We start from the raw sequence: 26626 nt of genomic DNA on the forward strand, positions 1-26626 counted from the left end.
TCTGGCACATGAATTCAACCGGCACATGGAGGTGCCAACGCGTGATTTGGAAACCCAAACGAATTCGTCGCTCTCTGCGGAATCCTCCGCCAGAAGCAACTCGTCGTGCGCCGCGTCCCCAGCAATTGGAACGGCGAGAGTTGCTAGCTGCGGATCCAATTCACGTCGGTGTGGTTTACCTGGAAACAGATTACTTGGAAACCGACAACGACGTCGGCAGTGATTCGCGCGGCGACCGGTTCTTGCTGTCGTTCACCGGCGGCGCACCGGATACGGAACTCAACCAGTTGCGCATTCGGACGGACAAAGATGGCGACGGAATTTCGGTCGGTGATCCGATTTTTGATACCGAGCAGGGCGGGCGCGGCAAAAGTGGCGCGCACGATTTCCAGATCGTACGGATTCTGACCAGCGACGGGCGGACTGCGACGGCGCGCGCGACGGTCGCTGACGGCGGCCAGGAACTGATCCTGGATCTAGAAAACTTTCGCGCCGGCGATCGCCTGGAGTTCACTCTGGACGTCGACGAAGTTCTACGCAATTCGCTGGACCTGGCGATCTTTAATGACCGCTTGGATGTGATCACGTCGGGCCAAGAGTTTCAAGATTCGATTCTCGAGGCCGTGTTCGAGGCTCCGCATTACGAATCCGCGACTGCCGATGCAATCTTTCTAAACGACTATGGATCGCCCAACACTCAGTACGGCCTGAATTTGCCGCCTGATGAAGGCAGCGATATTGATAGCCGTCCCAACCGCAGCGCCGCAGCGGTCGCGCACACCGTGCAAACTCCCAAACCCATCGCAATCAGCGGGCATGTTTGGCTGGACAACAATCTGGATGCAATTTGGCAAGACGGTGAATCGGGGTTGTCCGGTGTTGAACTGACATTGTTTGCGGCGAATGACAATGGCCAGTACGAAGCCACTGGATTTCAGACGCATACCGATGAAAACGGCTACTACGAATTCGCCAAATCGTTGGGGTTAGCGCCAGGCCAATACCGTGTCGCCCAGACTCAGCCCGGTGGCTTGTTCAGCGTCGCAGCGGTACCGGGCAGCGTTGATGGGCAATCCACCGGCGTCGCAACATCGACGGACGTGTTGTCGTCGATTCAGATTCCGCTAGGCGACACGACCGCGGTGCAAATGAATTTTGCCGAGGCCGCGCCTGCAGCGATTGGCGGATCGGTTTATAGCGACGACGACAATGATGGGATCCGCGATCGTGACGAAGCCGGGATCGCCGGCGTCACGATCCGTCTGGTTGCGGTCGATACGATTGCTGACCAGCCGACGTTGACCGCTGTGACGGCGGCCGATGGGGCCTATGAATTTACAGGTTTGGCTCCGGGCACGTATGAAATCATCGAAGTCAACCAACCGGCTGATTTCGTCGATGGGATCGACAGCCCGGGAACCGTTGACGGCGTCGTGGTCGGAACGGCTGACGATCCGGGCGACGCGCTGCGAAATATTTCACTTGGCGGCGCTGACGTCGGCATCGACTACAACTTTGGCGAACTGGCGCTCGGAGATCTCTCTGGGTATGTCTACCTGGTCGCACCCGGACAAGACTGCACGGGCGATCACGACGCAATCGGTAACGAGCCGCTTGGTGGAGTGATTGTGGAGTTGCAATCGCCCGATGGAAACGTGATCTCGCGGATCACAACGACTCCCATGGGACGATACGATTTCGAATCGATTCCGCCGGGCAACTATCGGATCGTTCAATACACACCGGATGGTTTGCTCGATGGTGGGGCACACGTCGGTACCATCGATGGACGCAAAAATGGATCTGCGGTTGACGGTGGATTGATCGCGCAGATCACCATGACGCCGGGCGGTGTCGGCGTCGAATACAACTTTTGCGAAATTGCACCGGCGGCGATTTCTGGCTCTGTCTACCACGACCAGTCCAACGACGGTGTGCGCGACCAGAATGAATCCGGAATTGCTGGGGTCACAGTGACTTTGGTCGACGAAACCGGAACGGTCGTCGCCACCCAGCAAACCGATGCGGATGGTCGCTACGAGTTTGACGGCTTGCTTCCGGGGACCTACGAGATCCGTGAACAGCAACCCGCTGGCTACTTGGATGGCATCGATACCGCAGGTCGTGTCGACGGTCGCCCGGTCGGGGTAGCGGGCAATGATTCCATTGGGCAAATCGAATTGCCACAAGGCGTCTTCGGTCTGGACTATGACTTTGGTGAGTTGGTCGCTGCGTCGTTGGCCGGGACCGTTCACGTCGATTTAGACGGTGATTGTGTTCAAGATGAAAACGAAGTTGGATTGCCAGATGTCGTCATTCGCTTGCTGGACCAAAATGGGCATCAAGTCGCGATGACGACGACCAGTCCCGATGGCACCTACCGATTTAGTGGACTGGTGCCCGGCCGCTATACGGTGGTGCAAGATCAGCCGGCGGGCTACTTCGATGGTGGAACCATGGCCGGATCGGTTGGCGGTGTTGTCGGTGAAAACCGCGTCAGCAAAATTGATCTGGCTTCGGGAATTGATGCGGTCGATTACGATTTCTGCGAAGAACCACCGTCCAGTTTATCCGGTTCGGTGTACGTAGACGCCGATGGCGATTGCCAACGTGATGACGACGAACACGGTATTGATGGTGTCACCATCGAATTGCGTGATGCGTCCGGAACGCGCGTTGCAACGGCGGTTACCGATGATCAGGGGAACTACCGTTTCGATGGTTTGCGTGGCGGCGAGTACACGATATTCGAAGTTCAACCGGACGGCTATCTACAGGGCGGACAACAGCTTGGTTCGGCCGGCGGCATGGTATTGGGCGTGGATTTGATGTCGGTTGATCTGCAGCCCGGTGTCACGGCGACGGACTATCTGTTCTGTGAATACCGGCCGGGTTCCATTTCCGGATCGGTCTGGTCGGACAACGATCAAGATCAAGTCTTTGATCCCCACGAAGATCCGATTGCTGGCGTCACCATCACGCTATTGGACGAGAGCGGCAATGTGGTGCGGACTGTCAAAACAGATTCACACGGAAACTACTCGTTCGACGAACTCCCTCGCGGCGTTTACAGCGTTCGGCAACAGCAACCGACGGATTTTTTTCATGGTGGCCAACTGATCGGCAGCCAGGGTGGCCAGATCAATGGCGAAGACTGGATCGTCGGTATCGAGATTGGCAATAGTGACGCAGCCGACGGCTACCATTTCCCCGAGATCCCGCCGTCGAGTGTCTCGGGTCTGGTCTTTATCGATGGCGCGTTGATTGAGACTGAAACGGAAATCCCGGCAGACCAGATTCGGGATTATCGCGACGGATTGTTTACCAGCGATGACACGCCACTGGCGAATGTGCAAATTGAAATCCGTGATGCTGACGGTAATCCGCTGACCGACGACGACTTTTTGTCCGGATTGGCAACCGAGAACAGCGTGGTGCTAACCGACGTCGACGGTCACTACATTTTTCAAGGTCTGCGACCGGGCACGTACACGCTGTTTCAAACTCAGCCGGATTCGTTGACCGATTCGATCGACACAGTTGGGTCAACCGGTGGTCTGGCTGTTAACGCTTCGGACGTTTATAGCGAAGACGAACTGCAGTGGATTGCTTCGGTCAACGGCACCGAGACTCTGGATGCATTGATCGGCATTCGTGTTGAAGCCGGTGGCCAATCAAGCCAGAACAACTTCAGCGAAATCCAAATTGAAATCGTCATTCCGGAACCACCTGTTGAACCGCCTGTCGTAGAGCCTCCACCGGAAGTTCCCCCCAGCGATTTTCTGCCTCTGCCCGGTCCCGAACCGGAGTTTGTGGTGCAGCCACCACCGGAGCGTTTTGAACCGAAGCAATTGCTGTTTCGGCCGGGGATAATCGACGAGGTCGAAGTCAAACGCTACTCGGCAGAAGCTGAGGTGGTGACATGGCACTTAAGTGTGATCAACGGCGGTTATCCGCGTGGCGCCGTGCAGTCCAGCGAGGCGTTCAAGCAGGTGGCGATGAAGCGAATGCCCAAGCAGTGGAACGAAGGTGATCATTCCAAAGGGAAATGGAAATTGATGACGATCGACGGCGAGTTGCGTGAACAGAGCAAGTCGATGACGTTGGGAGCGGAAGACGCGGTGGCGTTGGTCGGTGATTTTGATGGTGACGGTGACGACGAAGCGGCGGTGTATTTGGCCGGCCAATGGTTCGTCGATCTCAATGGGAACGGCGTCTGGGATGCTGGTGATCTGTGGATCATGCTCGGTACCGAACTCGACCGACCGGTTGTCGGTGACTGGGACGGCGACGGTAAAGATGACATCGGGATTTACGGACGGATGTGGGAGCATGATCTCCACCGTGTGAAAATCGACGCCGGACTGCCGGACCCCTCCAACCGTTCGCGACGCTTCATCGAAAATCGTCGATCTCAAAGCGTGGTTCCAGTGACCTATCGCAATCATGATCGCGAGCGCTGGTTGCGCAAGGGTGACGATGGCCAGTTGCGCGCTGACGCGGTTGATCACGTCTTTCAATTTGGTGAGGATGTGGATACGCCGCTCGCTGGAGACTGGAATGGTGACGGTATCGATCAAATCGGGACCTTCCGCAATGGTATCTGGATGCTGGATGCCGAAGGCGACGGACGGCGTAAACTGAACGAAGTTGAATTCGAGTTCGGGCGTCCGGGCGACCAACCCATCGTCGGTGATTTCGATGGCGATGGAATTGACGAAGTCGGTGTGATCCGCGGTGACCTGTGGATCATCGACTCCGACGGTGACCGTCGTCTGACCGCTGCAGATCGACGCATCGAAATGCCGCGTCCCTCTGCCGAAAGCCAGCCCGTTGTCGGAGATTGGGACGGCGACGGCAAAGACGAGCCGGGATTCTACGACAAGGCTGGATAGTGGTTCGAGCCCCAGTGTCGTGCCTCCGTTTTGCATCTCAGCATGATGATGCCACCACACAGGTGTTGCGAAACGGCAACATCCATTGTCGGCGGTCGGTTGATTGAATCAGCCGGTCGCACGTTGGTGTGGAGGATTTATCCGACCGGGATTGTTCTTCGCAGAAGCCCCACAATCGAGTCGGATAAATCCTCCACACCAGCGCCGTTGACGATGCGCTTTCGCGTCAGGCATTGGTTTTTGGTAACCCGACGCGTCGCGCTTGCGATAAAATCGCAACTTCAAAACACAAACGCCGGATTCGGCTTGGCACGGATTGTGCAAACGACGGTGACGCAACTTTGCGTTTCTAACTTTTGCCACCGACGAACCGCTCCATGCATTGTGTCACTCTCGCCGATTTGGCCGCTACGCTTGCTCAGAACGGCCCCTCCCTTTTGCTGCATCGCCGGCCCATGCCTGCGGAGGTGATTATGCGGTATTGGACGGCATCCAGGACACGCCATGAGCTATGGCATCGTGCCATGGCGCGCTACAGAGGGGCGCACAATGCCGGTCAGTCGCGATCGCTGCGTGAGTGGTGGATCGAGCACAGCGTGGTGCTGGAAGAAATCTTGGTTTCCGAGTTGCTTGTCCGAGTCGTGGCGGCGATCAGCAATGAAATCCTGCGAATGGCGGACCCAACCGATGACAAATCGGTGCGGAGCAGCCACGAGAGTTTGGCGGCCGTGACCCACGGTGTCTTTCTCTCGCAGACAGAGGCGAGTAACCGAGTGGCTCAGTTGATTTTGGAAGGCCACGGGGCACGTGTCCAAGACACGGTGCGTTTAAACCGCTTGCGATATGGGGTCGAGCGATGGACGGATTGGTTGATCGGGCGAATCAGTTTGGACGCGAATCGCTCCTTCGAATACTGCATCGATTTGGAACGCGCGCAATCGTTTCATACTGAAGTCCGGCAGCGTTCAGCGGACTTGGAGCCGGACATCACGACGCGGTTGATGAGAGCCGCAATGCGAGACATGTTGACTCGACGAACCAGTTCCGAATCCGCATTGCCGCACGCCAATCAGCAAGTGGCGTCGTCGGCACTGGCACTGTTCCGTCCCGAACTGTTTGATGACTACGGTGTGCCGAAATCGCTGTGGCTCCGTCGTCTGCAAGACACTCCCATCCAAGAAAGGTCACCATCAAAAGTGATTTCCCGAGAACCAAAACGCTCAGCTCCCCTGTAGCCGGCTTTTGTCAAGAAATCTCTGCGTCAATCAGCCGGCACGCGCTAGCGTTCGGTCCCACGGAACTTGCAAGGTTTGTAGCGAGTAACCGATGACTCCACCGGAGTACGCTAAGGCAATCGAAACAATCGCCGCGCGTTCTCGGTCGTCACCTCCGCCAATGCTTCTGGCTTTACGCCGCGGGCTTCCGCCAGGCAACGCAAAGTGTGCTGCACGCGGGCCGGTTCATTGGGGCGCTTGCCACGCAGCGGTTCCGGACTCAAGTAGGGTGAATCCGTTTCAACCAACAACCGATCCTCGGGAACTAATTTGGCGACGTCCCGCAGGTCCTGGCTTTTCTTGAACGTCACCATCCCGGCAAAACTGATGTGCAAACCGAGATCCAGGCATTCGCGGGCACAGTCCCAATCGCCGGTGAAGGAATGCATGATGCCAGGTGGCACCAACGACTGACGTTTCAATTGTTGCACGATCAAATCACCGCTTTCACGCATGTGAATCACCATCGGCAAATCGGTGTCGCGGCACAATTGCAGGTGTTGGTCAAATGCAGCGTGTTGTTGCTCGATCGGTGTGTCGTCCCAATAGCAGTCCAAGCCGGTTTCGCCGATCGCTCGAACGCCTGGCATTCCGACGAGATCTTTGATCAATGCAAAGTCATCTGGGGCGGATTCAGCGACTGAATTGGGTTGGATGCCTACGGCCGCAAACAGATAGTCCGGGTACTCTGCAGCCAACTCGCAAGCGCGTCGACTGGAGGGGACATCGATGCCGATCACCATGATCCCTTCGACGCCGGCTTGCCGCGCCCGCTGAACTGTTTCGGCAACGGTCTTGTCGAACGCGTCGACGTTGAGGTGAGCGTGGGTGTCGAAGAGTCGTAGCGTCATTACGCAGAAAAAAAGTAGCGTGTCAGGTGATAAAAGACCGGTGCAGCAAAACAAATGTTGTCGATCTGGTCCAGCACTCCGGCGTGGCCTTGCACCAGCGTGCCGGTATCGGTGACGCCGCGGTCGCGTTTAATGGCGCTCATGGTCATCGCGCCGCCACAGGCCATCGTCGTCACCACCGCCGCCATCACACCGGCCTCCCAGGGATGAAAGGGGGTGGCCCAGGAGAGTGCAGCGGCGATCAAACCGGTCGTCACCATTGATCCCAAAAAGCCTTCCCAAGTTCTCGAGCCGTTGATCTTTTCTGCGATCACATGCCGCCCGGCCAACTTGCTCCAGCCGCGTTCCAAGACCGCTGCCAACTGGGCGATAACGACTAAGAAAATCAGCACGCTTACGTTGCTGCCGTCCCACTTGGCACCGCCCGTGCGAACCAAATCCAGATCCAACAGCGCCGGTGCATAGCTAAGTGAATACACACAGATCAACAACCCCGATTGGATCTTTGCACTGCGTTCAAGAAAACGTTTGTAGTCCCCGGCAATCGCCGCCCGAGCCGGGATAAACAGGCTGGCGTAGACCGGGATCATGATGCTGTACAAGCCGTAATAATCGTTCTGGGGAACGAAGCTTGGCGGGTGACTGCCCAACGCGATCAGAAAATATTGCAGGGGGGTGAAGACAAAAAATACCCAGAACAACGTGCGGTGATCGCCACGCCGCGTCGGCGTCATCGTGATGAATTCACGTAGCGCCCAAAACGACACGAACCCGAACAACACCACCACGCCAATTCGTTGCAGCAAAAATCCGAACACAAAGATTGCGGTCATCAGCCACCAGACACGCAGTTTCTGGTTGAAGCGGCGTACGCTTGCCGATTCAATCCCCATCGTGTCGCGGCGCGACATCAGGAATCCTACCAGCGTTGCGATGACCAGTGCTGACAAGATCACTGCCACCAAAACCATGGCGCGTGTCGACAACCAGACCGTGCTGGCAATCGGACCGACGGTGGCTTGAAGAGTGATCTCGTTCATCAACTGTTGCTGGTTCGTCAAGTGCGTTTACTTGCTGATCCGCTGGACGACGGCGTCACCCATCGCTTCGGTGCCGATCGCTTCGGAACCGCGGGCGATGTCGGCGGTTCGCAGGCCTGCTGCCAACACCTTGCCAACGGCTGTTTCGATCGCAACCGCTTCGGTTTCGGCGCTCAGCGAATGACGCAGCAACATCGCTGCGGCCAGAATCGTCGCCAACGGATTTGCAATGCTTTTGCCAGCGATGTCCGGTGCGGATCCGTGAATCGGTTCGTACAAACCCGGTCCATCACTGCCCAGCGAAGCGCTCGGCAACATACCCAACGAGCCTGGCAACATCGACGCTTCATCGGTCAGAATGTCGCCGAACATGTTTCCGGTGACGACCACGTCAAAGTCCGCGGGACGATTGATCAAGTGCATCGCCATCGCGTCGACCAGCACCACGTCGTACTGCACATCGGGAAATTCTTCGGCCATCACGCGGGCGGCAACTTGACGCCACAAGCGGCTCGGTTCCAACACATTCGCTTTGTCGACGCTTGTTAACCGGTTGTCGCGGCCCTGAGCGGCTTTGGCGGCTAGGCGTACGATCCGTTCGACTTCTCCGACGCTGTACACCATCGCTTGCGTGGCGGTTTCGTCGGCCCCTGATCCGCTGCGTCCGGATTCCCCAAAGTAGATCCCGCCGGTCAGTTCGCGTAGGAACAGGATATCAGTTCCTTCGATGATCTCACGCTTCAGCGGCGACGCATCCACCAGTTCAGCGAACAGTTTGATCGGGCGCAGATTGGCGAACAGTCCGAGTTCTTTGCGGATCTTCAACAGTCCGGCTTCGGGTCGTGTTTTGGCCGACGGATCATCCCACTTTGGGCCGCCGACGGCACCCAACAGAATCGCGTCCGCGCTGCGACAGGCGGCGACGGTTTCATCCGGTAGCGGGTTGCCCGTTTCGTCGATCGCGATTCCGCCAATCAAGTGCGAGCTGAACGTGAATTCGTGCCCAAAGACTTCGCCAACTTTTTCGAGGACTCGTCGGGCTTGCTGCGTGATTTCTGGGCCAATGCCGTCGCCAGGCAAAAGAACTATGGAGGCTTTCAAGGTTGCTGCGAATGTCAGAGGGGGGAAACGGACGGGTTTATCGGCCGTACTTTAGCCGACTCAGACGGTTTTCCCCAGTGGCTCGCGGGGCGCGATTGTTCCCGAATAACCGGTTTAAACGTTACTGTCCGCATCGTTTACCGTCGGCTTTGCCAGGGATCTTCACCGATCAGCAAAATCGATACGGTCGGTGGGGTTGCGCACCGCACTGTGTGGTAGTCGCACCTGTGCACGTCTACACGCTTGCCCACCTGTTTTTTGGGGGGCGATCGTGAGGTGGGTGCCGGTGATTCGTCGCGTCCCACGTTCCGGTCCAAAACGATGTCTGCTGTTCCACCTGACGCATTGCCTCCATCGCCGCCATCACCTGCTGGAATGCCGCTCTCGGCCGGGGGACCGCTCTGGCCAGCTCCCACCGCGTTGGCACCGTTGGTCTGGAATCCCGCACCGCTGGTTCCGATCGTGCTGCCGGTCGCACAGCCGCCGGCGGATGTGGAGAAGCCGTCACTGCCAAAGCTAAGAGTGCTGCACATCGTCAACGGCGAACATTTTTCGGGCGCCGAACGCGTGCAGTCACATCTGGGCCGCTGTCTGCCAGATTTTTCCGTCGACGCAGATTTTGCCTGCGTGAAGCCAGGTAAATTTGCAGCGTTGTTGGATCAGCACCAGGGGCAATGGGGACAGATCCACTGCGCTGCGATGGCCCATCGATTGGATTTGCGAGCCGCCTGGAAAGTTCGCGAGCTGGTGATCGGCGGTGGCTACCAGTTGCTGCATGCTCATACCCCGCGAACCGCGATGATCGCGTCGGTCGCCGCCAAGTTGACCGGGGTTCCCTGGGTCTATCACGTCCATAGTCCCGCCCTTCGTGACTCCGCCAAGCCGATCACCAATCGAGTCAACGGAGCGATCGAACGACTCGCGCTCTCCAGCTGCAGCCACTTGGTCACGGTTTCAGAAAGCTTGCGTCTGGATTGCATTCGCCGCGGTGCCCGAGAAAGCGATGTCACGGTGGTGCACAACGGCGTGCCTGCGATTCGTCCACCGCGTGCCAACACGCCCGTCGTCGGTGGGCGTTGGGTGATCGGCATGGTGGCTTTGATGCGAGCCCGAAAAGGATTGGAGGTGATGCTCGATGCGCTCGCCCAGCTTCGCAGTCATCACGACGTGGTGTTGCGTCTCATCGGACCGTTTGAAACCGAGTCCTATGAAGCCGAGATCAATTTGAAAATCAAACGCTTGGATTTGTCGCACTGCGTAGAGCGGATCGGATTTAGCAATCAGATCCCTCAAGAACTCGCGCGGCTCGATGCCATGGTGCTTCCCAGTTTGTTTGGCGAAGGTTTACCGATGGTCGTTTTGGAAGCGATGGCGGCGGGATTGCCCGTCATCGCAACGCGAGTCGAGGGAACGCCGGAAGCGGTGACCGATGGCGTCGAGGGATTGTTGGCCGAGCCGCGCGACGCGGTCAGTTTGGCGGGCAAGATAGAAGAACTCGTGACCGGCGCGCATGACTGGAACAAAATGTCCGAGGCCGCTTTCAAACGCCATGGCAGCGATTTTTCGGAGATCGCGATGGCGCGTCACACTGCGGCGATCTATCGCAACGTCTTAAACAAACCGACTCCGTAGCATCATCGGTGTGGATCACTCCGCGAATCCCAACGTCGTGATCGGTCGCTCGATCTGAACAACCAGCAGGGGCGCTGGTACTTCATCCACTTTTTACAGTGGGGGTAAGCTTCCAGCTTGCCATCACCACACCGCTTGAATCGCAAGCTGGAAGCTTACGCCACGAAATGGTTGACCCGAAATTTGATAGGGATGGATCGCCAGGTTGCACCTGGCCGACTGGATCAGGCTTCTAGCAGGCTGTCGCAGACCATCACGCTGGCCCAGTTTTCTTTTTGCCGCGAGATGAATTCCAGGTGCCGTGGAGCGGTTTGGTAGACGTCGTGTGTGGCGCGATCACTAAAAATCACGTGCAGCGAAACGTCGTAAACGGCGTTTACCGGGCGATCCAGTTCGGCGTCTCGTCGGCCGACCGAAAAATCGATCACACCGTCGTGGTTATTCAGATACTCTTGGGCGTCACCGATCAGACTCGCGACGGCTTCGGGACTGTTGTCTTTGAGTGTAAAGAAAACGTGGTGCGCGAGACGCGACATGGAGAACAAGCCCGGGTTGATGATAAAAGATTGCGGTGCGCCCCCGAACCAGTGTCTGGCGGTCAACTGGGACCGGAAATCACTGGGGGGCACCCCGTCAGAGCCGACAGCCGGATTCGAACCGGCGACCTAATCATTACGAATGATTTGCTCTACCAGCTGAGCTACGTCGGCAACCTGGATCGCAGAGTGGTGAAAAAAGGTCGGAACGAACGCTTTCGCCTGCCTTTCACTTCCCGCGAAGTCGCAAAGATTACAAAACGTCTGCGGACTTCACCAGGGTAGATCTTCCACGAGTAAAGATTCTCGGCCAAGGAATCCGACGAATCCTGCCGAAAATTAAAAAATGGCCCTGCTCGACCGATTTTCCCGCTGACACGAAAAATCGTGCCATTTTTTTGACAGCTATCAACGTGCCACGACTCGACAAAAATTATTTTTTTTGGTAAAAAAATTTTCAGCGGTTGGAAGTCTGTCGCCAACCTGCTCGCAGCGTCGGTCACGGCGAACCCAATTGGGGTTATCGCAACCATGGGAAACGCCAGCATCGGCGGACCAGAACATCACACGCTCGCCCCCCGCGGGCAGGAGAATAGGACTTGATGAACGAAGTCGAACTGGAAGTCGTCGACTTGAAAGAGCTCATTCTGTCGAACAATTCGTTCGGACCGAATGACGTTGCCGAAATTCGGCAAATGATCGCTGAGAATTATGGCCATTTTGCCGAGCTCCGCGATGCCGTCAATGAAATGGAAGACGATCCTGCGATCACGCCTGCCGGCAAGACCAAGATGGGTGTTTGCCAGTTCCTGCTCGGCCATTTCGCCCAGTCGTTGGAAACGTTGAAGGCAGCCGACGGCAGCGCTACGGCGCTGTTTTACTGTGCCCGTTCGCTGTTCGAACTGAAAGAGTTTGACAACGCGATCAGCACCTACGAACAAGCTCAAACGGCCGGCTACAACGCCGATCAGTGCAAGATCTTCATTGCCGAATCGCACCGCTATGCCGGTCGAATTGAAAAAGCAATGTTGTTGCTGGACGATATTTTCGGGCCCGCCGAACAGACCGCCGAGTACATGTACCAGCGCGCCGCAACCGTGGCTGCCGTTGGTGGCCGACGCGACGAAGCCATCACGTTGTATCAACGTGCGGTGCAAACCGATGAGAACCACGCCGGTGCCTTGTTCGGTTTGGCTTGGGAAAATGATCGGATGGGCAACGACGAAGAAGCGCTTCGCCTGTACGAGCGTGCTGCCAAAGCGTTCCCGACCGGCGTCGGTGCGTTAATCAACTTGGGATTGATCTACGAAGATCGCAACGAGTTTGACAAAGCACAGATTTGTTACAAACGAATCTTGGACGCCCATCCGGATGACACCCGGACTCGGTTGTACATGAAAGATGCGTCGGCCAACGGCAACATGCTGTACGACGAAGAAATGCAGCGTCGCAACGACCGTTTGGCACAAACGCTGAACATGCCTGTCGCTAACTTCGAACTGAGTGTGCGCAGCCGAAATTGTCTGTCCAAGATGGGAATCGAAACCATTGGCGATCTGACTCGCACCAGCGAAGCCGAACTGCTGTCCAGCAAGAACTTCGGTGAAACCAGTTTGATCGAAATTCGTGAAATGTTGACCAGCAAAGGGTTGAAGCTGGGTCAGTTCGCTCACGAGAAAAAAGCTCCGGAACCACCGGTCGACACCAGTCACCTGTCGCCCGACGAACAGGCGATGTTGGAACGACCGATTTCCGATCTGAATCTTTCGGTTCGTGCCCGCAAATGTATGGCCCGACTGCAACTCAACTCGATCGGCGAACTGCTGCGAAAAACAGGCGACGAAATGCTGGAGTGCAAGAACTTTGGCGTGACCAGTCTGACGGAAGTCCGCGAGAAATTGACCGATCTCGGCCTCAAACTCCGTGGCGATTGATCAGTAGGTCAGGTGCAACCTGGCGACTCTTCTCTCCACCCGGCCTGCCATCCAGTGACCCTCCCGCGTGCGGGAGGGGTAGGCGGAGGAACCTCGCGACGACGCGGGGACGGCCCGCCTTGGGGCGTCTTGGATTTCCTGGAGATTCACTGCTCGACGTCCCCTCGCTACGCTCGACCCTCCTGCCAGCCAGGAGGGTGAATTCCTTAACTGCACGACCGCGAACCGGGGGTGAGTCGTGGATCGCTCCGCCGATCCAACGCAACGCCCGCGTTCCCTCCGAAATCGGTCCGACGATTCCCCCCGTAGACAAACCTGTATGTCCTTTCGTTTCCATCTGCATCACACCGACCTCGAAACCGGTGCACGGCGGGGAACGTTTGAAACACCCCATGGTCCGGTGGAAACGCCTGGATTCATGCCGGTGGGCACGCAGGGAACCGTCAAGGGTTTGACGATCGATCAAGTCGCCTCGACCGGGGCTGACATGATTCTGGGCAATACCTACCACCTGGGACTGCGGCCTGGTCACTTGACCGTTCGTGCCCTTGGTGGGCTGCACGCGATGTGTGGTTGGGACGGTCCGATTCTGACCGATAGCGGTGGCTTCCAGGTATTCAGCCTGAAGGGCATCAATAAAATCACCGAACAGAGTGTGGTGTTTCGCAGCCACATCGACGGTGCAATCATCGACCTGACCCCCGAGCACTCGATCGAAATTCAAGAATCACTCGGCAGTGATGTCGCAATGGTACTCGATCACGTCGTCGCGCTGCCCGCGGAAAAATCCGAAGTCCAGTTGGCGATGGAGCGGTCGATTCGTTGGGCCAAGCGTTGTTTGGAATATGCCAGTCGCGGGGATCAAGCCAAATTTGCGATCGTACAAGGCGGACTGGATGTCGAACTCAGGCAACAATGTGCCCGCGATTTAGCGGCGATGGATTTCCAAGGCTATGCCGTCGGCGGCCTGAGTGTCGGCGAGGCGCCGGAGGAGATGTACCGGATCACACAGGCCACGACACCTGAATTGCCGTCGGATAAGCCACGCTATTTGATGGGCGTCGGCCGGCCGATCGACCTGTTAGAAAGTTTGGCTCGGGGGATCGATCTGTTTGATTGTGTGATGCCGACCCGCAATGGGCGAAATGGTTTGGCGTTCACCGATGCGGGCCCGGTCAAGATTCGCAACGCGAAACACAAAACCGACACCGCGTCGCTGGATCCAACCTGTTCGTGTTTGGCATGCACCCGTCACAGTCGCGGCTACTTGCGGCATTTGTTCATTGCCGGTGAAATGCTCGGTCCGATTCTTTTGTCGCTACACAACCTGACGTACTACCAACGGGTGATGCAGGGCGCGCGTGAAGCGATTAAAGCGAATACACTGTCGCAATACATCGCAACGAAAAAGTCGCAGTGGGGAATCCAATGAGACAGATCATCGCCATCGTCCGACCGCATCTCGCCGAGCGGGTCTTGGAGACGCTCAAGCGAGCTCCGTTGGAAGCGCTGACGGTCAGCGAAGTCAAAGGCTACGGACGTCAAAAAAGCTATCTCGACGAATACCAAGAGACTGAATTCTCCGAGGCGTTTGTCCCCAAGGTTGAGATCACATTGTGGGTCGACCAATCTCGCTACGAAGAAACGCTTGAGAAAGTTGTCGCCGCCGCCCGCAGCGGCCGCATCGGCGACGGCAAAGTCTTCACGCTCCCCGTCGAAGTCTTCCAGTAGGCCAGGTGCAACCTGGCGATCTTCTTCCAGTAGGCCAGGTGCAACCTGGCAACTTTCTTCAAGTAGACCAGGTGCAACCTGGCAAAATTTCCCCCCTCAACCGACCGCAATCTGGCAGCTTTCTATAGCGCCGATGTCCGTCGCGTGCATGTTCGGGTGCAGTCCCCACGAGCCACCCACCGACCTCTCAAGAAATTCAAAGTTTCGAACCGAAAGACCTAGGCGCCAGCGAAGCGATCGACGATAACACCGGTGCGGGATGGAGCAGCCCGGTAGCTCGCGAGGCTCATAACCTCGAGGTCGTCGGTTCGAATCCGGCTCCCGCAACTCTAGATTTCTCGACGAACTTCGGTTGACTGTCGGGTAAACGAATTGGCCGGCGATTGTGTAATACACGATCGCCGGCTTTTTTTTGGTTTCTACGGCGTTTTTTGCCGTGTCAAACGCTGTTTGGCTGTGTCTCGCCGGGCTCTCTGGGTCTCGGTTCGGAGAGTCTCCATCGCGGGTGTTGGGGCAACCTTGGAAGACCTCGCGACCGGAAATCTCAGCACTCTCTAGTCTCTCCGACCTTCCCCTTATTTGAATCCACCGCCGTAGAGACTTTTCAGAGATCGGGCCTCGGACGCCATTTTCCGGGAATCCACGCGCGCCGTTTGCATAAGTAACCCTGAGGGGAGTCGTTTAGTTCGGCTCGGTGAGTTTGGTTCTTTTTGGAGGGGAGGCGTAATGCAGAATTCGGTTTTGCCGGCGGAGCAGGCGACGCGGGTGGCGTGTTTGTTGGGGCGTGCGGTGCTGCGGTGGCAGCGAGATCGAAACACCAACGCGAAAAGTTCGGAAATTGTCTCCGACTCTCTACCCCAGCGGCTTGAGTCTCGTCCGGTTTCCTCGCTCTCTGTGACTGGTCGAAACGATCGGGCTAGGTCTCAAGAACAACTTGGGGGTTCGGTCGAGACCGGTTCTCGACACGAGACGGGAGACACAGGCGTTGTGCGAAGAACAACGAAAACAAATCGCGGAGCTAATCGTCGAAGCGATCCGGCGAAATGCAGAAAAGGTCGCCAAGCAGAAAGCGGCAGCGGAAACAGAGAAGAACGACAAGACGGAGGTTTCCAATGAGTCCTGAAACGAAATTGAAAGTGGCAAAGCTGTCCGATTTGACGATCGGGCAACTCGCGGCGAAGTACGAAAAGCTGTTTGGCGAAAAATGTCGCTCTCGAAATCGGCGGTACGTTCATCGCCGCATCGCGTGGAAACTGCAAGCCGACGACGAAGGCGGATTGAGCGAACAGGCAATCTTGCGTGCCACCGTGGTGGCGGGCGAATCGCTGATTCGATTGACGCCGCCGAAGTCACGCAAATCGAAGAAAGACGAGTCGAAGGTTCCTGAGAAATGGGATTCGCGTTTGCCGTCGCCAGGAAATCTGATCGAGCGACAGTACAAGGGCCAGACGCTGCACGTGCTTGTGTTGACCGAAGGGTTTGAATACGACGGCGAGCGTTACAAGTCGCTGACCGCGGTGGCTCGAGCGATCACCGGAACGCACTGTAACGGGTTCCATTTCTTCAAGCTGGGGCAGGCGAAATGAGTAGCAAGAAACCCGAAGCGAGCCAGCCTATCATTCGCTGTGCGATCTACACTCGCAAGTCGACCGACGAGCGATTGGATTTGCAATTGAACTCGCTCGACTCGCAGCGAGGTGCCGCCGAAGCATTCATCGCCAGCCAGAAATCAGAAGGCTGGGTGTGTCTGCCCAAGCTGTACGACGACGGTGGTTTCACAGGCGGAAATCTGGATCGGCCGGCGTTAAAGCAATTGATGAGCGACATCGAGGCCGGTGAGATCGACTGTGTTGTCGTTTACAAAGTTGACCGACTCAGCCGTTCGTTGCTGGACTTTGCCAGGGCGATGGAAACATTTGATGCCAACGGCGTGTCGTTTGTCTCCGTCACGCAACAATTCAACACGACTCATTCGATGGGCCGATTAACGTTGAACATTCTGCTTTCATTCGCTCAATTTGAACGCGACATCATCGGCGAACGCATCCGCGACAAGATTGCCGCTCAGCGACGAAAGGGGCTTTGGTGTGGCGGGCAACCGGTTCTTGGGTACGACGTGGATCGGTCGGAGACGAGTCCGAAGTTGGTCGTAAACGCTGAAGAAGCAGCGAAGGTCCGCGAGATATTTGACTTCTACTTGAAGCTGCGTTCGTTGTTGCCGGTAGTTGAGAAACTCGAAGAGCTCGGATGGGCGAACAAAACCTGGCTGACTCGCAAGGGACGCCATAAAGGCGGTCGGCCGTTCGACAAGTGTTCGGTGCATTCGCTTTTGACCAACGTCTTGTACGTCGGCAGAATTCGTCACAAGGAAAACGTGTACGACGGCGTTCACGAACCGATCATCCAGCCCGATGTTTTTGACGCTGTCCAAAAGATGCTCAAAGAACACGGTCAGGGCAGCGGAAAGCGTTTGATTAATCGACACAACGCGTTGCTGAAAGGAATGCTGTATTGCCCAACGTGTGGATACGCGATGGCCCACAGCCCGACGAAAAAGAAGAGCAAGTTGTACCGATACTACGTTTGTCAAACGGCCATCAAGCGTGGCCACGCTCAATGCAGTACTGGCTCCATACCCGCACCGGCGATTGAGGCTGCGGTCGTCGAGAGCCTACGCTGCATCGTGGATGACGACGGATTGAAGCGAGAAGTTTACAAGCAATCCGAAACGTTGGTGCAACAGCGACAGGAGAGGTTGGATCTGCAACTTCGGCAACTGACAAAGCAAAGGTCACGCGATAAAGCCGAACTCGAACGCATGGCGACCGAGGGCGAGGCTGGCGAACTGAACGACGCCCGGCGACATGACTTGCAAACGCGTATCGAGAGAACTCGGACGCAGATCGCAGAGGTAACCGATGCACTGGTGATCGCGGGGCAACAAAGTTTCCGACGCGGCGATGTTGATGAAGCTCTGGGCGACTTCGATCGACTTTGGAGGATGCTCAAAGCGAGGGAACGGGTTCAACTGTTGGAGCTGTTGGTATCGCGTGTGCAATACGATCGGTCCGACGGCACTCTGGCAATATCGTATCACCCCACTGCGATCACGGCGTTGATCAAAAACGGAGAGGAAGAGACTGAATGATTACGGTTAAAACGAAAGTCGACTTAAGCACGACGAGACGGCGCAAACGGATCGTGTGTGACGATGTGGAGATGCCAGGTCGGCTGCCGCGGATCACCCGACTGATGGCGTTGGCAATCCGTTTTGACGAGCTGTTGCGGACCGGCCAGGTTCGTGATCTGTATCATCTCGCGACGATCGGAAATGTATCTCAGGCCCGGATCTCTCAAATTCTGAGCCTCGTTTTGCTCGCTCCCGACATCCAAGAATCGCTCCTCTTTCTCCCGCGTATCACCAAAGGCAAACCAGAAATCACTGAAAAAGTTCTTCGGCCCTTGGTCGTTCAGGAGGACTGGGACGAGCAGCGTAAAGCATGGATACGAATGGGGTTCGGTAAGTGGACGCACCGAGAATGATGGTCGGATCGTAAGGCTTACGAAAGATTTTCTGGCTGGAGTGGACCAGACGTGTCACGACCCCTGTGTCTGATAGGTCGCCGAAGGATTTTTGCTAGCAAACGCTCGCCGGCCCGTTATCGCTCCAGGGAAGTCCACAACCAGAGTCGAGTTTTTTTTCGTGAGTCATGATGTTTCAGTTCAAACTGCACCACTTCACCGATCCAGCGTTTCTGCTGTCGATCGACCCGCCGCGATTGCGGATGTTCCTAAAACAGTTCTCAAAGTATCTGAGGCTTCGCGACTTCGACATTCCGTCTAACGCGAAGTTCACTCCGTCGCACATCAATCAGCTGATCGGCATCTTCAACACGCCGACATCTCGCACACCGGCCGAGATGGTCGAAGCGTTGTTTCATATCGACGAAATGGCCAACGAGCACGGCATGGAGGCTTTGCTCTTGGTCGCGTCGAAGGCTGGTTTGGAATTGCCCGAAGGACAGCTGTCCGAAGCCGATGTGGCGATGCACATGTGGTTGCATCACCCTGATCTGTTGCGGCGCGCGAACTGTGAACGCATCGTCTTGCGGGTTCAGACCTTTCGCTATTTCTTCAACAAGACGTTCGAGGTGCCGAAGTTCGTGACGCCCACGGACGACGTTCTCAAACGCATCTGCGACCAACTGAACCGCTTCAATCGTGATCGTCTGCGAGGCGGTGGTTGTGCCGTTTGGATGTACGAGTTTGGTGATGACATCGCGTTCTTGCTGCGATTGGCAATTCCGATGAAACGCGATGAGGTCATGGACGGCGAAATCTGTCGTCACGATGTTCGGCGTCCAGTGCAGTACGACTTGGTCGTCTACAACGTCAAGACGGGTGAACTTCGGGTGCGTGCGAACCTGGTTTCCGAGCGTCGCGAGTACTGCCGAATTTTCGGCGAGCAACTCTTTGGCGATCCCGAGTTCTTTCCAGCAGGCGAACTATTCGATCTGGGTGCAATTCACGAACAGGGCGAAGACATCCAATCACCTACGCACGTCGATGGCATACGGCAAGTCAGATTGGTTGAGTTGCAAGAAGTGTTACTCGGCCAGCAAACGCTCAAGCTCACTTTCAAATCGGATCAAGTTTTTGACGCGATCAAAGAGCATAACAAGCGATTAACACCTACCGGACGATTGTCTCAAGCGAAGTTCAAGTTTTGGTTCATCGCAGGCGGCGACGTCACCGTCACGATCTATGCAGGAAATCAAATTCGGTTCAGTCGCCAAGACGGAATTGACGCAATCGAGCAATGGATGATTCACCACGGTATCAAGATCAATCGTCATGCCACTCTCAGAATTCCAACCGCTGCTCCTCTGGCGGACGCTTTGTCGAATCCCGAGTCTTCACGCACCTCACCGGCTGTGGCGACTCGAATTAGCTGATCAATGGGAACTGTGCCACCAGTTCCTGACCGCGACACCGAAGCTGGCTGCATGGACGCTGGCCAGCAACGGTGTGACGCCCTGCGATGTGATTGAGCATGACGACGGTTCGTTGGTTGGCCTTGACCGATTGCAAGGCGAGACGTTCGACGTGGTTCGCAGCGACGTGGTCATTTACCGATTGCAAATCCGCGAGCTTTCCCATTTCTTGATGGAGCTGCTGGGTGGGGCGATCGACTTCGAGACCGAATCCATTGGTTCGCCTCACCATCGACTCGGCCGTCTATCCCGTCGGTTTAAATCAACCCGAGTGCACCTCTGCACTCGCAATGATCGAACATCGTTGTTGTCCGTCGCGAATACGCTACGACCGACGAAGCCATTGTTGCTCTTCGTGCCGACACTCGCCGGTACCGATGCCGACATCGACTCTTTGGATGAGCACCATCGCGTCGTCGTGTTCGGCCTCGACAAGCTCGTGGTCAAGTCAGGCGATTCAATCATCGTCAACCGCGATGCGATGGAGGACTTGCGATTTCGTCTCGGTCTCGGCGACGACCTCGACACAAACTTCTTCCGCAGAAACGGCAGTGGCTACGACATCTGTTTTGAAGGAAATCGTTTTCCGCTGACCGATGCGGTTGGTCTTTGGTACCTCGCGGAATTCCTGGCTAAGCCCGGTGATACGCTCGATCCCGTCGAACTCGAAGCTGCCCGCACTGGTGTCAATGCTCGTTCCTCCACCAGCGGAACTGGCGAGACGATCGACGACGAAGCGCTGGCCAACTACAAACGCCAACTCCTAGAACTTAGCGAGGACATCGCGATCGCTGAACGCAACCGAGACGATGGCACACTGGAGCGTCTACAAACTGAACGGCATCAAATCGCCGAGCATCTGCAAAAAGAGATTGGTTTGAACGGCAAATCACGAGTCAAAACAGATGCTGGAAACTCTCGCAAAAACGTCCGGCAACAACTGCAGCGAGAAATTAAACGCATTCGCAAACGGCATCCCACGTTGGCCGATCACCTCAGTGCCTCATTTCACGGTCACTGGATGAGCTATCAGCCCGCGGATGATCCACAGTGGGAGTTTTGACAATCGACCTCTCAAGCAATGCACATCATGTAAAAGCCCAGCGAGCCAACAGCAGACACCAGCATGACGAGCAGTAGGTAGGCGATCGTTCGCTTCGGACCGAGGCGAATCATCCAAGCGCCAATAGCAAGCTCAAATGCACTCAGCAAAAACGCCAGCCATTGTGATTCTTGGAAATGTTGTCCGAACATTTGGCTTAGGAATGCCGCCGGAAGAAAGGCTGGCATGCCGGCAATCATCACTGTCAGTGCCGGTAACAACCGATCAAGCTCGTCGTACCCGACTATCCAGGCGTACGGCAGAATCATGCATGCCAGCAACGCAGTAGAAGCCATGCGATGCTCAGGGTATCGCACGCAGAACGCAATGAAGTATGCGAACATGCCGGCACACACGATTCCACTCACCACGAGCGGGAACTTGGCGAGCATCGGGATTGCCACTGCAACACCGGTGGTAATCATCAGCAACGTGCGAACCGAGAATCGCATCGGCGTCCGTGGCGCGTCACTTGGCGGTTTGGTCTCGATGGGCAACCAAGGCAGAGCCATGCAAAACGCTGCGGAAGAAATCGCCAACCAAAGCGGCACCTTCCATAGAAGCGACGACGGCCGGCTCTGGTCGGAATCTGTCCACTCGTAAAACGCAGGGATGCTCCAGCCGACGATGAGGCTGACCGCGATCAAAAGCGGGAAGATCGGAATTCGTGAGAGCAGCTTCGGCATTGGCATTTTTCTACCAGAGCCTCAAGTGACTCGTCTGCTGCGCTCATTCAGAAAATCTGCAAAATCCACAACGACTCACCAAATGAGCCAACGACTCACGATTTGAGTCGCCGTGACTCCAGCTGATGGATTCGCCTGAGTCCAGTCGGGTTGGCTCGTGTGTTTCCGCGATCGTTTGGTTGATCACGGCACGGTTCCGCCAACCGACTGCTTGTGACTTGGGCAATCCTCCAGTCGGAGGATATGGATTTGACAAACCAGGACGTCACGAACACGACACGCCCCGATGTCGATTGGAAAGAGGTTCAAACAGCGGTTCGAGTGAAGGCGTGGCGTGGCTACAAAGCCGGCCTGTACCCACGGCAAGATCTGCGCGACATCGAGCAATCGCTGTCACTCTACGTGCTCGAACGCCTCGATCGGTTCGACCCAGAACGCGGAGCGCTGGCCACGTTCTTGAAACAGGCATTGAAGGGAGGTATCGCCGACATTTCGCGGCGGTCCAGTGCGGCATGCCGATCGCTGCCCGACGACGTTGACATGGAACCGTTTGATTCAATGGTCGACACGCCCGATGGTCCACCGGCCGAACTCTGCCAAACGCTGACTCAAGAAGACCTGGAACGTCGCACTGGCGGCGATTCGCGATCTTCAACTGAACAGTTCGAGTTCGCGCACGATGTCGATTGTGTGATTGCGTTGATGACACTGCGCCAGCAGCGAATCTGTCGCAGTTTGATGGTCCACGGAATCATCAAAGCACAAAAGCGGTCGGGCCTGACGCGGATGAATTTCAATCACGCCGTATCCGACATCGCCGCGATTTTCGCTGCAAATGACTACGACCTTCGTGACGTCATCGCAGACGATTAGCAACAAAATTTCCGTTCGACCCAAGAATCCGGGAATCGGTCGACTCGCTTTGCATAAGTAACCCAGGAGGGGACATCACTTCAATGCTTCTCCAACGAACCACTCAGCAAGCGAGGACACATGAACGGATTGGATATCGAACGCCGTGTGGCAATTTCGCTGGCGGTTGGCCGTTACTTGCGATCGGCCGACCGCTTCAACGAAGCGTCACGAGATTTTACCGGAGCGTGCAAATCGCTCCGCAAGCAACTGGGCACGGGCCAGCGTTTCGTCGTGCAAGTTGATTTCAAGCACTACCTCGTGACCAGTGATCGCGACGGCAATTTCGATGTCGAAGCGATCCCAACGCTCTAAATCAAATCATCCCATCCACTCAATCATGGAGTTATCAAACCAGTGACCAACTTACTCGAAACCATCCAGTCCGGCCGGCAATCGAAGCCGCCACGGGTCTTGCTCTACGGTGTCGAAGGCATCGGTAAGTCGACCTTCGGCAGCGAAGCCCCCAAGCCGATCTTCATTCAAACCGAAGACGGTCTCGACGAAATCGAATGCGATCGCTTTCCGCTGGCGACGAAGTTCGATGATATCGTCGCTGCTTTGAAAACGCTCGTCAATGAGAAGCACGATTACGAATCCGTCGTGATTGACTCACTCGATTGGCTGGAGCGTCTCGTCTGGGACAAGCTCTGTCAGCAGTATGCTGTCGAGTCGATCGAGAAGGTCGACGGCGGGTATGCCCGCGGTTACATGCACGCCCTCTCTCTGTGGCGTGAAGTACTCGACCTGCTCAATGTGCTGCGTTCGCGCGGCATGGTGACGATTCTGATCGCGCACTCCAAGGTCGAACGTTTCGAGGATCCCGAGTCCTCACCCTACGACCGCTATTCGCCGCGACTGCACAAGCACGCCGCGGCCCTCGTCAAGGAATGGTGTGACGCCGTTTTGTTCGCAACTCGCAAGATGCGGACGCAAAGCGAAGACGGCGGCTTCAATCGTAAACGCACCATCGCTCATGCGATTGGCAAAGACGGTGGCGAACGTGTCGTGCGTGCTTACGGATCGCCCAGTTGCGTTGCCAAGAATCGCTACGGCATCGCTGAAGAATTGCCGCTCTCGTGGTCGGCGTTCGTCAATGCACTGACCAACAACTCACCCGCTCCTCAAAACCAAGGTAACTAACCATGGCAAACCTCAACGGCTTTGATGCAAACACCGTCGAACCAGCCGACGACCTCGAACCGATCCCCGCCGGCAAGTATGTCGCTGTCATCACCGATAGCGAAATGAAGCCCACCAAATCCGGCTCTGGAAACTATCTGCAGTTGACGTTTCAGATCGTGGAGGGTGAGTACGCAAACCGTCTTCTCTGGGTGCGGCTCAACCTCGACAACCCCAACGCGACCGCGGTTGAAATTGCCCGGCGGGAGTTGTCTGCGATCTGCCGGTCGGTTGGCGTCTTGGTGCCAACCGACTCGGCGGACTTACACAACCTGCCGTGCATGATTCATGTCCGTGTAAAGCGTCGCAACGACACCGGCGAATTGCAGAACGAAGTCAGGGGTTACTCGAAGAAAGATGCCGTTGCGGAACCCATCGCGGCGTCGCAGGTCAGCGGCAAGGAAGCCCCCTGGAAACGCTGATCCATGTTGACGCGTTTCCAGGCCAGAGTCGTTGGCGATTGCCAAGGCTCAACAGCCGGCCGGCATGGATGCAGGTCGGCTGTTTTTGTTTGCTCTTCTAACTACGAATCGCATCATGCTCAAACTCAAGCTGCCTTACCCGCCTTCGATCAACCATTACTGGCGACACGTCGGCCCGCGAGTGCTGATTAGCAGAAAGGGTCGCGACTATCGCACTGCCGTTGGTGCTTACCTCAAGAACAAAAACGTCGAGCCGCTTGAAGGTCCGTTAGTGGTCGACATCGAACTGCATCTGCCAGATCGACGAAAGCGTGACATCGACAACGTGCTCAAGGCCGTTCTTGATGCTCTACAGTGGGGCGGCGCGTTCTTAGACGACAGCCAAATCGTGCGTCTGGCCATTGAAAAGATCGAGCCGGAGAAACAGCCGATTCCAAAGGGGAAACGGAAACCCGAACCGATCGTAGGAATGGCAGAGGTTTGGATTCAGGAACTTGAACCGTCAAACGTAAAAGAAGCAAGTCGTACATGCCTGAAGTGTCACGAAGCTTTTCCATCGAATGGACCTGGAAACCGGATCTGTAACGAGTGCTTGGCACTCAATCAAGAGATGTCGCCGCGTGTCGATCCGTTGTGGGCAGCGAAACGTCATAACGGGAAGGCACTGTGATGAAGTTGCGTCCCTACCAGCAAGCCGCCGTTGATGCGGTCTATGATCACCTTCGCAACCGCGACGACAATCCAGTCGCGGTGTTGCCGACGGGCGCGGGCAAGAGTCTCGTGTTGGCGAAGATCGCGTCCGATGCTGTCGGGCAATGGAATGGTCGCGTACTAATCTTAGCGCACGTCAAGGAGCTGCTCGAACAGAATGCCGACAAGGTTCGTCGTCTGTGTCCAGACATCAAGGTCGGTCTGTATTCGGCTGGACTCAAGAAGCGAGATACGAACACGCCAGTCCTCGTTGCCGGCATTCAAAGCATTTACAAACGAGCGTGTGACCTCGATCCATTTGATCTGATCGTCGCCGACGAAGCCCATCTGATCTCAAAGAAGGGCGATGGCATGTACCGGCAATTCCTGGCCGACTGCAAAGTCATCAATCCGCATGTCCGCGTGATCGGACTGACTGCCACTCCGTTCCGACTCGATTCCGGCATGATCTGCTCGGCGGACCATTTCTTGAATCAAGTCTGTTACGAGATCGGTATTAAAGAATTGATCCGCGACGGATACCTGAGTCCCCTCATTTCCAAGGCTGGTGTTAATCGTGCCGACTTCGGTGGTCTGCATCTTCGCGCCGGCGAGTTCGTCAGTGAAGAAGTGGAGTCGTTGATAAACGACGACGCCCTCGTGTCCGCCGCGTGTGGCGAAATCGTTGAACTGACGGCCGATCGCCGGGCAGTGTTGATCTTTGCGTCGTCCGTTGCACACGGGCGGCGTGTCGTTGAAGTATTACGGGACAACCACGGCATCGAGTGCGGTTTCGTGACCGGCGAGACTCCGTTCAATGAACGAGACGAATTATTGGCCCGTTTTCGTGGCGATGCCCCAACATCGTTGATCGAAACCGAACCGCTACGCTTTCTCTGCAACGTGAATGTCCTCACCACCGGGTTCGACGCACCGCGAGTCGATTGCGTTGTGATGCTGCGTCCGACTATGTCGCCTGGCCTCCTCTATCAGTGTGTCGGCCGCGGTTTTCGTTTGCATCCCGACAAGGAAAACTGCCTCGTTCTCGACTTCGGCGGCAACATCGAACGCCACGGACCGATCGACCAGATCAAACCGAAGGACAAAGCCAAGCGTCCAGACCAAGGTCCACCGGCGAAAGAGTGTGAGAAGTGCCATGCCCTCGTTGCATGTGGTTATGCCAATTGTCCCGAGTGCGGTCATCCGTTTCCGCCACCCGAGCGCGAAGCCCACGACGCCGAGGCTAGCGAAGCCGGCGTGTTGTCTGGCGAAGTGACCGACACCGAGTACGACGTCCAAGACATCATCTACCGCATCCATCGCAAACGCGATGCAGATGAAGACGCACCACGATGCCTGCGAGTCGATTACATGATCGGCCTCGAACGTTGGCAGAGCGAATTCATCTGTATCGAGCATTCCGGCTACGCCCGACGCAAAGCCGAAGCGTGGTGGAGTGAACGCTGTCTCGATCCGTGCCCAACCAACGCGGAAGAAGCGATTGACATTGCCGAATCAGGTTTACTCGCTACGACCGAGAAACTGATTGTTCGCTCGATCGCCGGCCAGAAATACGATCGCATCATCAAACAGACGCTCGGCGAGATTCCAAACGTTGCATTGGAAGAGGCACCCTTTTGATGG

Annotated in this window: 22 protein-coding genes and 2 tRNA genes; 18 read left to right on the top strand and 6 right to left on the bottom strand. The window is 56.2% G+C overall.

Annotated features, from left to right (window positions below; genetic code table 11):
- The first annotated feature begins 74 nt into the window (after window positions 1–74).
- Together NHH03_RS12260 and NHH03_RS12265 are read left to right on the top strand one after the other, a co-directional pair.
- The gene (locus tag NHH03_RS12260; RefSeq protein ID WP_449339227.1) at window positions 75–4895 is read left to right on the top strand and encodes an SdrD B-like domain-containing protein; all 4821 of its coding nucleotides are present in this window, start codon (window positions 75–77) and stop codon (window positions 4893–4895) included.
- A gap of 524 nt (window positions 4896–5419) precedes the next feature.
- Window positions 5420–6130, top strand: a complete 711-nt coding sequence (locus NHH03_RS12265) for a hypothetical protein (protein ID WP_253156477.1) — start codon at window positions 5420–5422, stop codon at window positions 6128–6130.
- A 110-nt stretch (window positions 6131–6240) separates the two neighbouring features.
- On the opposite strand, the gene NHH03_RS12270 is transcribed toward NHH03_RS12265, so the two are convergent.
- From NHH03_RS12270 to leuB, 3 genes are read right to left on the bottom strand one after another with little or no spacing between them, the layout of a single operon-like run.
- Window positions 6241–7020: a TatD family hydrolase gene (locus tag NHH03_RS12270; protein WP_253156478.1), complete on the bottom strand. Its 780-nt coding sequence runs from the start codon at window positions 7018–7020 to the stop codon at window positions 6241–6243.
- Window positions 7020–8060, bottom strand: coding sequence for a phosphatidate cytidylyltransferase (locus tag NHH03_RS12275; protein WP_253156479.1), 1041 nt, complete (start codon window positions 8058–8060; stop codon window positions 7020–7022). The genes NHH03_RS12270 and NHH03_RS12275 overlap by 1 nt, the downstream gene beginning before the upstream one ends.
- 27 nt (window positions 8061–8087) lie before the next feature.
- Window positions 8088–9161: a 3-isopropylmalate dehydrogenase gene (gene leuB, locus NHH03_RS12280; protein ID WP_253156480.1), complete on the bottom strand. Its 1074-nt coding sequence runs from the start codon at window positions 9159–9161 to the stop codon at window positions 8088–8090.
- Window positions 9162–9482: 321 nt separating this feature from the next.
- Between leuB and NHH03_RS12285 the strand changes: the two genes are divergently transcribed.
- Window positions 9483–10793: a glycosyltransferase gene (locus NHH03_RS12285; protein WP_253156481.1), complete on the top strand. Its 1311-nt coding sequence runs from the start codon at window positions 9483–9485 to the stop codon at window positions 10791–10793.
- Between the two features lie 224 nt (window positions 10794–11017).
- Here NHH03_RS12285 and NHH03_RS12290 read toward each other — a convergent pair whose 3' ends face one another.
- Complete coding sequence (locus NHH03_RS12290; RefSeq protein ID WP_253156482.1) at window positions 11018–11329, bottom strand: Dabb family protein; 312 nt, start codon at window positions 11327–11329, stop codon at window positions 11018–11020.
- Window positions 11330–11430: 101 nt separating this feature from the next.
- Window positions 11431–11503, bottom strand: a tRNA-Thr gene (locus NHH03_RS12295).
- Between the two features lie 428 nt (window positions 11504–11931).
- On the opposite strand from NHH03_RS12295, the gene NHH03_RS12300 reads away from it, so the two are divergent.
- From NHH03_RS12300 to NHH03_RS12340, 9 genes are all read left to right on the top strand, one after another.
- Window positions 11932–13263, top strand: coding sequence for a tetratricopeptide repeat protein (locus tag NHH03_RS12300; protein WP_253156483.1), 1332 nt, complete (start codon window positions 11932–11934; stop codon window positions 13261–13263).
- A 319-nt stretch (window positions 13264–13582) separates the two neighbouring features.
- The gene (gene tgt / locus NHH03_RS12305) at window positions 13583–14695 is read left to right on the top strand and encodes a tRNA guanosine(34) transglycosylase Tgt (RefSeq protein WP_253156485.1); all 1113 of its coding nucleotides are present in this window, start codon (window positions 13583–13585) and stop codon (window positions 14693–14695) included.
- Entirely contained in the window at window positions 14692–14994 is a 303-nt protein-coding gene (locus NHH03_RS12310; RefSeq protein WP_253156487.1) for a P-II family nitrogen regulator, read from the top strand. Before tgt ends, NHH03_RS12310 begins: the two co-directional genes overlap by 4 nt.
- A 253-nt stretch (window positions 14995–15247) precedes the next feature.
- Window positions 15248–15321 (top strand) — tRNA-Met (locus NHH03_RS12315).
- Window positions 15322–16106: 785 nt separating this feature from the next.
- On the top strand, window positions 16107–16580 hold the full coding sequence (locus NHH03_RS12320) for a DUF2924 domain-containing protein (protein WP_253156489.1): 474 nt from the start codon (window positions 16107–16109) through the stop codon (window positions 16578–16580).
- Window positions 16577–18142, top strand: coding sequence for a recombinase family protein (locus tag NHH03_RS12325; protein ID WP_253156491.1), 1566 nt, complete (start codon window positions 16577–16579; stop codon window positions 18140–18142). Before NHH03_RS12320 ends, NHH03_RS12325 begins: the two co-directional genes overlap by 4 nt.
- 104 nt (window positions 18143–18246) lie before the next feature.
- Entirely contained in the window at window positions 18247–18537 is a 291-nt protein-coding gene (locus NHH03_RS12330) for a hypothetical protein (RefSeq protein WP_253156492.1), read from the top strand.
- A 167-nt stretch (window positions 18538–18704) separates the two neighbouring features.
- Window positions 18705–19949, top strand: coding sequence for a hypothetical protein (locus tag NHH03_RS12335; protein ID WP_253156494.1), 1245 nt, complete (start codon window positions 18705–18707; stop codon window positions 19947–19949).
- Window positions 19849–21051, top strand: a complete 1203-nt coding sequence (locus tag NHH03_RS12340) for a hypothetical protein (protein ID WP_253156496.1) — start codon at window positions 19849–19851, stop codon at window positions 21049–21051. Before NHH03_RS12335 ends, NHH03_RS12340 begins: the two co-directional genes overlap by 101 nt.
- A gap of 11 nt (window positions 21052–21062) precedes the next feature.
- Here the strand turns inward: NHH03_RS12340 and NHH03_RS12345 are convergent, their stop codons facing one another.
- On the bottom strand, window positions 21063–21776 hold the full coding sequence (locus NHH03_RS12345; RefSeq protein WP_253156498.1) for a hypothetical protein: 714 nt from the start codon (window positions 21774–21776) through the stop codon (window positions 21063–21065).
- A gap of 243 nt (window positions 21777–22019) precedes the next feature.
- On the opposite strand from NHH03_RS12345, the gene NHH03_RS12350 reads away from it, so the two are divergent.
- The 6 genes from NHH03_RS12350 (at window position 22020) to NHH03_RS12375 (ending at window position 26623) form a co-directional block, all read left to right on the top strand.
- A complete protein-coding gene (locus tag NHH03_RS12350) occupies window positions 22020–22649 on the top strand; it encodes a hypothetical protein (RefSeq protein WP_253156500.1) in 630 nt (209 codons plus the stop codon).
- A gap of 120 nt (window positions 22650–22769) precedes the next feature.
- Window positions 22770–23003 carry a hypothetical protein gene (locus NHH03_RS12355; RefSeq protein ID WP_253156502.1) on the top strand — a complete coding sequence of 78 codons (234 nt, stop codon included), beginning with the start codon at window positions 22770–22772 and terminating at the stop codon, window positions 23001–23003.
- Between the two features lie 42 nt (window positions 23004–23045).
- On the top strand, window positions 23046–23831 hold the full coding sequence (locus tag NHH03_RS12360; protein WP_253156504.1) for an ATP-binding protein: 786 nt from the start codon (window positions 23046–23048) through the stop codon (window positions 23829–23831).
- Window positions 23832–23833: 2 nt separating this feature from the next.
- Window positions 23834–24292, top strand: a complete 459-nt coding sequence (locus NHH03_RS12365; RefSeq protein WP_253156506.1) for a DUF669 domain-containing protein — start codon at window positions 23834–23836, stop codon at window positions 24290–24292.
- A 31-nt stretch (window positions 24293–24323) separates the two neighbouring features.
- On the top strand, window positions 24324–24962 hold the full coding sequence (locus NHH03_RS12370) for a RusA family crossover junction endodeoxyribonuclease (RefSeq protein WP_253156508.1): 639 nt from the start codon (window positions 24324–24326) through the stop codon (window positions 24960–24962).
- Entirely contained in the window at window positions 24962–26623 is a 1662-nt protein-coding gene (locus NHH03_RS12375) for a DEAD/DEAH box helicase (RefSeq protein WP_253156510.1), read from the top strand. The genes NHH03_RS12370 and NHH03_RS12375 overlap by 1 nt, the downstream gene beginning before the upstream one ends.
- Window positions 26624–26626: the final 3 nt, after the last annotated feature.

It is taken from the genome of Stieleria tagensis (assembly GCF_024129865.1).
GTDB lineage: Bacteria > Planctomycetota > Planctomycetia > Pirellulales > Pirellulaceae > Stieleria > Stieleria tagensis.